Raw genomic sequence first — 11,526 nt, forward strand, 5'->3', positions numbered from 1 at the left:
ACCAAGTTATATCAGTAAGCCTGGGATACTAAGCTCACCTCCAACTGCAATCTAGTATCCTTTTTCGACCTGCTTTACCAAATCTTAACCTATCTTTACTGGGATTTTAACCTCAAACCTGCTAACTTATTAATAATTCACTTTTTGCTGCAACATTTGAACCTCCTCACTCCCGAAATTCACGGGTTTTCGAGGGGGATTATTTTTTGGGCAAGGGCAACAAAAAGTGAAATGAAGTAAGAGGTAATCAGCAAGTGCTTATTAATAATTAATATTTTAGATATGCCCAATGCCCATTCCTCAATATCATGAACCTAGATACTATCCAATCTTTTTTACAAGCAGAAGTCGCACCAAAGAGCAATACGATTGATAGTGATGCCAATGCATTATTTTGTGCATTGCAGGGTTTAGGCAAATTAAACTTACTAGCTTTGCGAGTTCCCCAAAAATGGGGTGGAAAGGAAACTAGCGAGGCATTTTTTGGTGAATTTCAAGAACTTTTAGCTCGATATTCGGGTGCTTTAGCATTTCTGCAAACCCAACATCAGAGTGCGGCGGGAATGTTAGCTGCCAGCAGCAACAGCACATTACAAGAGAAATATCTACCTTTAATGGGAAGTGGCGAAGTATTGTTGGGCGTGGGGTTTTCGCAACTGCGGCGGGAAGGTGAACCCCTAACGAATGCAATACCTGTAGATGGTGGGTATTTATTAAATGGTGTAGTGCCTTGGGTGACAGGGTGGGGTATTTTTCACGAGTTTATTGTCGCAGCAACCCTACCTGATGGTAGTGCGGTGTTTGGAATAGCACCGTTGGCAAGAGGAAGAGAAGCCGAAAAAGAAAGTTTCAAAGGATTGATTAGTTTTAGCGAAGTCGCAGACTTAGTGGCGATGCCATCAACAAATACAGTCACAGCAACTTTCAATAATTGGTTTTTGGCTGATAATTCCGTAGTTTTTATTAAACAACCAGGATGGATTCACGAACAAGATAAGAAGAATGTTTTGAAATCAACTTTTTTGGCAACAGGTTGTGGTTTGGCAGGTTTAGATATTATTCACGATGTTTCACGAACCAAAAATTTATCATTTATTGATGATGCTTTCGTTTTACTACAGCAAGAATTGAATCATTGTCGCAGCGCAATTCGAGAAGCGCAACAACATAACAATATTGGATTTCCAGAAAAACTACATTTACGCGCCTGGGCGATCGCACTTGCAACCCGTATTTCCCATGCTACCATTGTAGTCTCCGGCGGTGCTGCTAATTATAAACATCATCACGCCCAGCGTATCTATCGCGAAGTTTTAGTTTATACTGTGACTGGACAAACTCGCGATGTTATGGCTGCAACATTGGAGAAATTGACGGTTCAAAGTGCCAGCATCTCCTCATCTTTCCCCTCAAAAACCATTACTTATTCCCATGTAATTCATCTGAGTCATGTAATTGACACCAATATTCCTCAGTGGCAAGGCGACCCGTCTGTTGAATTTATTACTGTCTCGCAGAGGGGAAAGCAGGGTTATTACTTACGAAAATTTACAATGGGCGAGCATAGCGCCACTCACATGAATGCGCCAATTAGCTTTGAAGATAACGGTATAGGAATTGACCAATACACTACGGATAAGTTATTGATACCTGCGGTGGTAATTGATATCCGCAAGCAAGTTGAGGTTAATTCAAAAACTAATTATGACTATACTTTGACTATTGCCGATGTGATGAGATGGGAACAGCAACATGGTGAAATTCCACCAGGAAATTTAGTATTATTAAATACAGGATGGGCACAAAAATGGGGTGATACAGATAAATTTATCCCTGAAGATACAGCCGGAAATGTTCATTTTCCCGGTTTTAGTAGCGATGTCACCAAATTCTTATTAAAAGAACGTCAAATAGCAGGTGTAGGGATTGATACACATGGTGTTGATGCGGGGATAAATACAGAATTTTCTGTAAACCGTTTAGTCTTAGAAAAACCGCGTATTGTCCTAGAGAATTTAACAAACTTACATAAACTACCAGCCAAAGGAATTATAATTGCGATCGCACCTCTAAGACTGCGCGATGGTTCGGGTTCTCCTGTAGGAGTTTTAGCACTATTTTGAATTAGTTTTAACTCAAATTTTTATCTGAAAATTATCCAGTATATTTCAGAGAAAAATGAAAACAAATAACTCTGACATTGCAAATATTTGAACTACTCTAAATACTTACTTATCGCTACCACAACGCTTGACTAAACCTCAAAACCAAGCGACACTGATTACAAAGATTCCAGTGCATTACTACTAGGAGTAAGTAAATTATGACTAATAGCTTCACTTGTCGTAATTTTATCGATGGTAAATGGTGGGATAGCACTGGAAAAACCACTCTTGAAAGTCGCAATCCTGCATATAAAAGCGAAATTGTCGCCACTTTCCCCCGCTCAACAATTGCAGATGTTAACCAAGCGGTAGAATCTGCTCGCCAAGCTTACAAAACATGGCGAAAAGTTCCCGCACCTGCCCGTGCTGAATACGTTTTTCTCGTCGGTGAGTTATTAATCCAGCATAAAGAAGAACTCGCGCAATTAATTAGTCGGGAAATGGGTAAACCTCTCACCGAAGCACGCGGAGATATTCAAGAAGGAATTGATTGTGCATTCTATAGTGCTGGGGAAGGAAGACGGTTGTTTGGACAAACAACTCCTTCGGAAATGCCCAACAAATTCGCAATGACAGTGAGAACACCAATTGGGGTATGTGCTTTAATTACACCCTGGAATTTTCCAATCGCTATTCCCTGCTGGAAAGCCATGCCAGCACTGGTATGTGGCAACACAATCATCCTCAAACCAGCCGAAGATACCCCAGCTTGTGCGACAAAGTTAATTGAAATATTTGCCGCCGCCGGTTTTCCTCCAGGTGTAGTTAATTTACTACATGGGGTTGGCGAAGAAGTTGGCAAAGCCTTAGTCGAACATGCCGACGTGAATTTGGTATCCTTCACTGGTTCATCGGCAACAGGTTCCCAAGTCGGGGAAATCTGCGGGCGCACCCACAAACGTGTATGTTTGGAAATGGGTGGTAAAAATGCCCAGATAGTCATGGAAGATGCAGATTTAGAATTAGCCCTGGATGGGGCAATTTGGGGCGCATTTGGCACAACCGGGCAAAGATGTACCGCAACCAGTCGATTAATTTTACATCGTGATATTAAAGCTCAATTTACAGCAATGTTGTGGGAACGGACAAAAAAATTACGTTTGGGCGCTGGTTACGATGCCGATACAGAAATTGCTGCAATCATTAATGAAAGACAACTACAACGGGTTTCTGAATATATGGATATTGCCCGTGAGGAAGGAGCCAATATATTAATTGGTGGGGAAGTGGCTGTGGAAGGTGCGTTAAAAGAAGGTTATTTTTTCAAACCGACTATTTTAGATAATGTCACACCCCAGATGCGCGTTGCCCGTGAAGAAATCTTCGGTCCTGTGGTAGCCTTAATGGAAGTAAGTAGTTTTGAAGATGCGATCGCAATTCTTAACGATACCAACTATGGGCTGTCTTCTTCTATTTACACTCGTGATATTAACCGTGCTTTTGCCGCTATGCGCGATATTGAAGCAGGTATCACCTACATAAATGGTCCGACAATTGGCGCAGAGGTACATCTACCTTTTGGGGGTGTCAAACAAACAGGTAATGGACATCGGGAAGCTGGAAGTGCGGCTATTGATACTTTTACCGAGTGGAAAACCGTTTATGTCGATTTTTCCGGTAGTTTACAAAGGGCGCAAATTGATAACCGTGATTAGTATTATTTTCTTCACCGTCTCCAAGTCAGTTTCAATCATCCTCTGATTTCAGCCATCCTAATTAAATCCATTTTTCGTCAAATTTAAACTACCACCCGCACAATCAAACATATGTAACCCAAATTTCTGCGACAATTCCTCGCAAACTTTCACCCCACGCACACTATTTCCACGGGAATCTAATAACGGCGAAAATACAGCTATCCCCATTTTCCCAGGAACCACAGCAATAATTCCCCCACTCACACCACTTTTTGCCGGGATGCCAATTTTATATGCCCATTCACCAGCAAAGTTGTACATCCCACAGGTGTACATAACGCTGAGGATATCTTTAATATAACGACTATCAACAGCTTGTTCACCCGTAACTGGATTCACTCCCTTATTTGCCAATGCTGCTGCCATTACCGCTAAATCCCGACAATTCACCATCACAGCACATTGCTGAAAGTATAAATCCAAGGCTTCCTCAATATGTCCATCAATCATGCCAAAATTCAGCATTAGATGCGCCATGGCGCGGTTGCGATGTCCAGTGCTACGCTCGGATGTAAACACAGATATATCCACAAATACATCACGCCCAATATAGCGACGATACATATCCAGCAACCGATTCAGACGTTCAGTTGCATTTTTCCCTTTAATCAAACTAGTAGTTGCGATCGCTCCTGCATTTACCATTGGATTATAAGGTCGTTTCGATTGCTCATCCAAAATAATTGCGTTAAATGCATCTCCTGTTGGCTCAACTCCTATCCGCGTCAATACATAATCTCGCCCACAATCTTCTAACGCTAGCCCGTAGGCAAACACCTTCGATATTGATTGAATTGTAAATAGAGGGTTAAAATCGCCAACTTGATAAACTTCACCATCCACTGTCGCAACGCAAATACTAAATAAATCGGGATTCACTTTCGATAACTCTGGGATGTAATTGGCAACTGCACCATCCCCCAAGGATTTGTATTTACAATGCAAATCATCCAAAAACAATTGCAATGATGGTGCAACACTCTCTATTTTTTTTGATTCTATATTTTCTGATTCTCGATTTTCTGAGTGTACCATACAGCTAATAGCTTTACCTTTGGTAAAATTACAAGTATTTCAAGTCTTTTAATGTTGAGCATCAGTTCATCTAAATCCTGTTCAAGAGAAAATAGCAACACTTCCTCTGCTGTGAAAAAAGGATTAAGAAGGATGAGAAAGCTTTGCCCCTAAGTCTAAATCACCAAATTTAGACCTCATCCACACCAATACAATACCTTGCTATTGTTCCTGCTTGTTTGATTTTCCCATCATCTAGGACTTGGGAATTAGAAACTTTAACAATACCTACGGCAAATATTCGCTTTGTTTTGCAACACGCATAGGTATAGATATTTTGTGACAATTCATTAGTTAAACTTAACTTGCTTTAACGGAGCTTGGAGACTCAAAGTAAATTTGGAAATATCCTTGAAAGCTGTTTTGGTTATACATTCACAGACTCAAAAATTCCCATTGACAAACTAACATCTAATCAATGATTATAATTATTTATATAAATTAAACGGAAGTATCAAATTTATTCCAATTATTGTTCGTATTTTTACTGATGCGTAAGCATAAATACTTAAAATTTAAGTGTATGAATAATAACGTTTATTTATCTTGAATTTCCTAATTGTTTGCTTTTAGGTAGTCTAATACTTACTTACTGAGGTCACTGAAAACTGGGGTAAAAATTGGCAGATTTGGCTAAAATTGCCACTAGTAGATTACGTATCGAAGATGAGTTCGGAAAAGGATTTGCGGCTTTATGAGGTGAAATTATAGAGACGTATATCTCAATAGATTTAGTTCCAAAAAAATATTAAGTTTCAAAAATTTTTTTCTGCTTTTTCCCAAAAAATTGTTACATAGCTAAAAAGCTTCTTGTGTCTAGGTTATAACCTTGTAACTTATTTTTCAGATGGCGAAGTTTACCAAAGTTTACGCTAAATCCCCGATCCCCAAGCATGAAACTTCGTGTTAGTCTGTTGCAGTCACAAACAAAAAGTGAAAGCGGAACGAGTTTGAGATTCTGCTAAATAATCGCGCTGAATTAAGTGCGTAATAGCAGACCAAATCCGAGCTTTAGTTCTCGTGTTACTTTAAATTCGGACACATGAATCATAGATATTTCTTAACTGTTTTCGCCCTGCTAAGTGCATTTGTGGGCAGCCCATCGATCGCACGGAGTCAAACAACCGAGCAATCAAATTCGACATTACCTTCATCGCCATCCGGGGATGTGGTGAAGGTAGGGGAGTATCAAACCAAAATAAATACTCCTGCTGCAAACAATGCAGTCACGCAAATCCACACGCACAACAAAGCAGGTCGTCAAGCAGCTACACTTTACATCCGTAATATTCCGGTTCTCACTTTTGTGGGCAAACAACAGGTAGCAAGCACAGATTTCAAAACCGAAACCAAAGTTGGTGCAATTGGGAATGTAGGTGGTGAAAATGGGGGCGTGCAACAGTACGCCCCTAATGCTAGCAATTCATCTTCTGTGAAGGTGGCAACTGTTGGGGAAAATGCGGGTTTAGCTAATCAGGATAATTTAAGCAACGACGATCCAGTTCAGAAAGCGAGTATAGTAGCAGCTCGCATCAACGACCTAGTTCGTCAAAAAGTAGATGCCAACAAAATTACGGTTAGTTGGCGGCGCGGTGGTGAAGTAGCAACCGCTAACCAAGCCGGTAACAAGAATTTATCCAACCAAGAGTCTGAAGCTCGCTACGTAATCAAAGTTGATGGTCAAGAAATCGTAGCGATAGATAGCAATACCAGCTTAAGCGACTCAACCAACAATCAAGCGCAGGACGCATTGCAAGCCACCAATCGCCTCCGCAGGCTGATTGGGAATGCATCCCCGCTCACCGAGATTGCCAATTTACCTGTGAATGTACCAGCAATCTCGATACCCAGATCCCCCGATCAAATTGCGATCGCACCTGTGAAACAAACCCTTAACGGTATAGCCTCTTTCTATGGCTATGACGGTTCGGGAAACAAAACAGCGACAGGCGAACGCTTCAATCCCGAAGGAATGACAGCTGCCCATCGCCACTTACCTTTTGGTACAAGAGTTCGTGTCACCAACATCCGTAATGGTCGTTCGGTAATCGTGCGTATCAACGACCGAGGACCATTTATTCGCGGTCGCATTATCGATTTATCCTACGGCGCAGCCCGCGTTATCGGGATGATTGGTAGAGGTCTTGCACCAGTGAAAGTCGAAGTATTAGGGCGGTAAAGAGAACCACAGAGGGAGAAGTTGTAGGGAAATTTATTCTTCCAGGCAATTTCCGGGGAGACGGAGACTATCAAAAATAGAAAAGTCTTTCCTCCTCTGTCTGTTCTTGAACTTAACCAATTTCCCAATTTTCATGATTAGTAGAGGCGTTTGATCTAACGTCTCTACTTTTTAATTTATGGGCTTGTTTTTGTCAGTTTTTTTTACCCCTTTCCCTTTGCCGATTTTTCCCTGGCTGAATTTCGATAAACTAACGGGGGAGGGATCGATATAATAGGGGTATTTTGTGCGCCTGCTAACTACAGTTGCAGCTTTACGTTGTTTTTTAGGCAAACGCGCCTTAGAAACGCGAGATTTAAACTTCCTTGAGCCGCTACAATTTGAAGTAACAGCTTCTCATCAAACAGCAGTTGGTTTAGTGCCAACAATGGGAGCTTTACATCACGGGCATCTCAGCTTGATTCAACGGGCGCGAACTGAAAATGACACCGTCATTGTGAGCATTTTCGTCAACCCCCTACAATTTGGTCAAAATGAGGATTTTCAGCATTATCCTCGGACACTAGACGGCGATCGCCAGATATGTGAGCAGGCTGGAGTGGATGCTATTTTTGCACCAACTCCTGAGGAATTGTTGGGGGGATGTTCTTCCCAGCAAACTTCTGAGGAGTTGTTGGGGAGATGCTCTTCCCAACAAACTCCGGAACTGAAGGGAATGACTGCGAAGAATATAGAAGAGTCAAAACTAACACAGGTTATCCCTCCATCTGCTATGATATCTGGCTTGTGTGGTCGTTCTCGGCTAGGTCACTTCCAGGGTGTGACTACGATTGTTACCAAACTTTTCAACTTGGTACAACCTGATCGAGCTTATTTCGGTCAAAAAGATGGTCAGCAGTTAGCTGTGATTAAAAAGCTAGTGTGTGACCTGAACCTGCCCATCGAAATTGTTGCTTGTCCAACGGTACGAGAAGCGTCTGGTCTTGCTTTAAGTTCGCGCAACCAATATTTGAGCGCTAGCGAAAAGGAAGATGCTGCGGTATTATACCGAGGTTTGCAACGGGCGATGGTAGCATTTAAAGCAGGTGTTCGTAACACCGACAAGCTTATTGAGCTTGTGCAGCAAGAAGTGGCGATGGTTAGTACTGTCTTAGTGGAATATATTGAATTGGTTGAACCGACTACTCTAATGCCATTGAAAACTATTCAGGAGGAAGGAATGCTCGCGATCGCCGCTCGCCTTGGTTCTACACGTCTTATTGATAACACCTTGCTTCGCGATCGCAAGCCCATTATCGCTATTGACGGTCCTGCTGGCGCTGGAAAATCAACTGTTGCCCGCCTCGTCGCCGGAAATATCGGACTAGTCTATTTAGATACTGGTGCTATGTATCGAGCCATGACATGGTTGGTACAGCATGAAGGTATTGCCCTCGATGATGAATGCGCGATCGCAGAACTCGCGGCTCGATGCGTAATTGAACTTGCACCCAGTCAAAGTCTTGACTTTCCTGTTCAAGTATGTATTAATCGCCATGATGTGACGGCTCAGATTCGCACCCCGGAGGTGACATCAAAAGTATCGGCGATAGCAGCACAAAGTGCAGTTCGCGAAGCCCTAGTTAAGCAACAGCAAAGCTGGGGCAAGAAAGGGGGTTTAGTTGCAGAGGGACGTGATATCGGGACTCATGTTTTCCCTGATGCCGAAGTAAAAGTTTACTTAACAGCATCGGTGACGGAACGGGCACGTCGTCGTTTACAGGACTTTAAAAACCAAGGTTTACCAGAAGTTGATTTAGAACAACTGGAAAAAGACATTGCTGAACGCGATTGGAAAGACAGCACCCGCAAGGTTTCTCCACTACAAAAAGCCGCCGATGCAGTGGAAATTACAACTGATGGTTTACATATCACTGATGTGACTGCGAAAATTGTTGACTATTATCAGCAGCGTTTATCGCAGTTGTAAATGGTATTTTCATACCATCCATTCGGTTAACTGCACATTTGTCAGGTTCTTAGAAAACCTTCACAACGGGCTTCTCCCGCAAAATCAAGGTTTTTCTGATTTATCATTCTCCAGAAGCCCCGGCAGTCGCGATAATCCGGGGAACTCGTAAAACGCAGTGTCTCCCCAACGCGCTGCATCGCTTTTTCACGCAGGTGTAAGTAACAGAAAAATTAGCGGTTGTTTGTATTTGTGCTAGGGTAGAGTCGCATCTATAAAATATTGAAGCACTCTACTAGCTAAATACCAAGACTTGACTAGAGGTGGGTACATGGAAACATGTATTGCCGCCGACTGAATTAGTATATCGAGATATATAGATAAAAACTTATAGATACCATTAGAAACAGAAATATAAAATACTTCTAATAGTAGTTGCCAAAGTAGTCAAATATCCACAAATTACACTATTTTAAGATGTGGGGCATTTACCCTAGCAACGTTGAACTGAAATGTTGAAGTTAATGTTTAACTTGATATTTTTGCCCTATTGATACTGACAATATCTTTATATCATTGTATACAAATTAAAATAGTATTACTAGTAACTTTATAGTTATGACCTTATTAAAGTCTGAAATCGGTCAAAACAAGAATGCTCGCACAGTTGGCAACGGGATTCAATCAATATTTCTCATCTTATTTACATTAACAGCGATTAGTGTGATGAGTGCAAAATTAGCGCACTTACAAGTGATAGAGGGTAAAAAATATAGTCAAAAAGCCCAAGCGAATCGGGTGCGAATAATTCCCAAACTACCCGAACGCGGTAATGTCTTTGATCGTAATGGTAAAATTATTGCCACAACCCGCTATCCTCACTCAGTCTATCTTTGGCCGATGGCACATACCAAAGCTGGCTGGCATGAAACTGTGGCTCCACGTTTGGCAAAAATACTTGATTTGTCTGTGGAGGAACTCCAAACGCAACTGGAAGAGGCAGGTCCAAATTCATCCTCGCTAGTGCGGATTGCCCGTGATATCACAGAAGCGCAAATTACGGCTTTAAAGGAATACGAAAATCAATTACCAAATGTGGAAATTCACGCCGAGGCTGTACGTTTCTACCCTTATGGAGCCACAACCGCTCATGTTACAGGTTATACTCGCGAATTGACCGCCGAACAGTTGAAGAAAAGAAAAGAACAGGGCTATCGACTGGGTGATGTCATTGGGCAGATGGGGATTGAAAGAGCCTACGAAAAGGATTTACGGGGTGAATGGGGCGGCAGAGAGGTGGAAGTTAATGGTAGAGGTCGTCCATTGCGAGTTATTGGTGAAAAGCAAGCCAAAGCAGGTAAAGATATTCGCCTGACGATTGATTTAGAATTGCAAAAAGTTGCCGAAAAAGCCCTAGGCGATCGCGATGGTACAATTATTGCGATGAATCCCCAAAATGGTGCGATTTTGACGATGGTTTCCCATCCCACATTTGACCCGAATGTTTTCTCAAAACAACGTCCTTCATCGAAGGAATTGGAAAAAATTCTTCTCGGTGTTAATCACCCCCTACTCAACCGCGCTTTACGCCAATATCCACCTGCAAGTACCTTCAAAATTGTAACGACTGCGGCTGGACTGGAGTCGGGAAAGTTTTCTGCTAGTACGGTTTTACCAACTTACGGTTCTCTCACTTTTGGTGGTACTCGTTTTGGTGAATGGAATCATGCTGGTTTTGGTCCCTTGGGATGGACAGGAGCAATGGCAAATAGTAGCGATACCTTTTTCTATCAAGTTGGGGCGCGTGTTGGGGGTGAAACTCTAATTTCCTGGACACGCAAATTCGGATTTGGTGCGAAAACAGGATTTGATTTCCAAACGGAAGAAATACCGGGATTTGTACCTGATAACGACTACAAAAGAAAAACTATGAAGCGGGATTGGACGGTAGGGGATTCGGTAAACATGTCCATTGGGCAAGGGGCGTTGTTGACTACACCTTTACAGGTGGCTGTCATGTTTGCTGTCCCTGCTAATGGTGGTTATCGTGTCCAACCCCATTTAATTAAAGATAACGAAGATGCCAAAAGCTGGCGTGAACCAATTGGTATGAAGCCAGAAACTATCAAAATTTTACAGGATGGACTGCGGAAAGTAATTAGTGAAGGCACGGCTAAAAAGCTTAATTCCCCCACAGTTCCGCCAATTGCGGGGAAAACGGGGACAGCAGAAGCATGGAAAAATGGTATCAAAAGAAACCATACTTGGTTTGGTGGTTATGCCCCCGCCAATAAACCAGAAATTCTTGTGCTTGCGTTTGCTGAACACTCCGATGGTGGTGGCGGTAGTGTTGCGGCACCGATGGCGTTAGAAGTTATGGAACATTACTTCCATAAGAAGTATCCGAATAAATACAAGAAAGTGGAATCTAAAGAAGAGAAAAAAAATTAATTTTCCAGAGTT

The 11,526-nt window shown here is 42.1% G+C and carries 6 protein-coding genes; 5 read left to right on the top strand and 1 reads right to left on the bottom strand.

Annotated elements, in window-relative coordinates; genetic code table 11:
• Window positions 1-308 precede the first annotated feature (308 nt).
• Together VB733_RS13130 and VB733_RS13135 are read left to right on the top strand one after the other, a co-directional pair.
• A complete protein-coding gene (locus VB733_RS13130; RefSeq protein WP_323340506.1) occupies window positions 309-2,123 on the top strand; it encodes a cyclase family protein in 1,815 nt (604 codons plus the stop codon).
• Window positions 2,124-2,323: 200 nt separating this feature from the next.
• Complete coding sequence (locus VB733_RS13135) at window positions 2,324-3,820, top strand: aldehyde dehydrogenase family protein (RefSeq protein ID WP_323340507.1); 1,497 nt, start codon at window positions 2,324-2,326, stop codon at window positions 3,818-3,820.
• Window positions 3,821-3,877: 57 nt separating this feature from the next.
• Here the strand turns inward: VB733_RS13135 and glsA are convergent, their stop codons facing one another.
• Entirely contained in the window at window positions 3,878-4,897 is a 1,020-nt protein-coding gene (gene glsA, locus VB733_RS13140) for a glutaminase A (RefSeq protein WP_323340508.1), read from the bottom strand.
• Between the two features lie 1,081 nt (window positions 4,898-5,978).
• Here glsA and VB733_RS13145 point away from each other — a divergent pair.
• From VB733_RS13145 to mrdA, 3 genes are all read left to right on the top strand, one after another.
• Window positions 5,979-7,115, top strand: coding sequence for a septal ring lytic transglycosylase RlpA family protein (locus tag VB733_RS13145; RefSeq protein WP_323340509.1), 1,137 nt, complete (start codon window positions 5,979-5,981; stop codon window positions 7,113-7,115).
• Window positions 7,116-7,401: 286 nt separating this feature from the next.
• Window positions 7,402-9,084 carry a bifunctional pantoate--beta-alanine ligase/(d)CMP kinase gene (locus VB733_RS13150; RefSeq protein WP_323340510.1) on the top strand — a complete coding sequence of 561 codons (1,683 nt, stop codon included), beginning with the start codon at window positions 7,402-7,404 and terminating at the stop codon, window positions 9,082-9,084.
• 597 nt (window positions 9,085-9,681) lie between these two features.
• On the top strand, window positions 9,682-11,514 hold the full coding sequence (gene mrdA, locus VB733_RS13155; protein ID WP_323340511.1) for a penicillin-binding protein 2: 1,833 nt from the start codon (window positions 9,682-9,684) through the stop codon (window positions 11,512-11,514).
• The last annotated feature ends 12 nt before the right edge of the window (window positions 11,515-11,526 follow it).

It is taken from the genome of Calothrix sp. UHCC 0171 (assembly GCF_034931845.1).
Lineage (GTDB): Bacteria > Cyanobacteriota > Cyanobacteriia > Cyanobacteriales > Nostocaceae > Brunnivagina.

Excerpts from the sequence above, each read along its gene's own strand:
- VB733_RS13130 (WP_323340506.1), top strand. The coding sequence starts at position 309 with ATGAACCTAGATACTATCCAATCTTTTTTACAAGCAGAAGTCGCACCA.
- VB733_RS13135 (WP_323340507.1), top strand. The coding sequence starts at position 2,324 with ATGACTAATAGCTTCACTTGTCGTAATTTTATCGATGGTAAATGGTGG.
- glsA (WP_323340508.1), bottom strand. The coding sequence starts at position 4,897 with ATGGTACACTCAGAAAATCGAGAATCAGAAAATATAGAATCAAAAAAA.
- VB733_RS13145 (WP_323340509.1), top strand. The coding sequence starts at position 5,979 with ATGAATCATAGATATTTCTTAACTGTTTTCGCCCTGCTAAGTGCATTT.
- mrdA (WP_323340511.1), top strand. The coding sequence starts at position 9,682 with ATGACCTTATTAAAGTCTGAAATCGGTCAAAACAAGAATGCTCGCACA.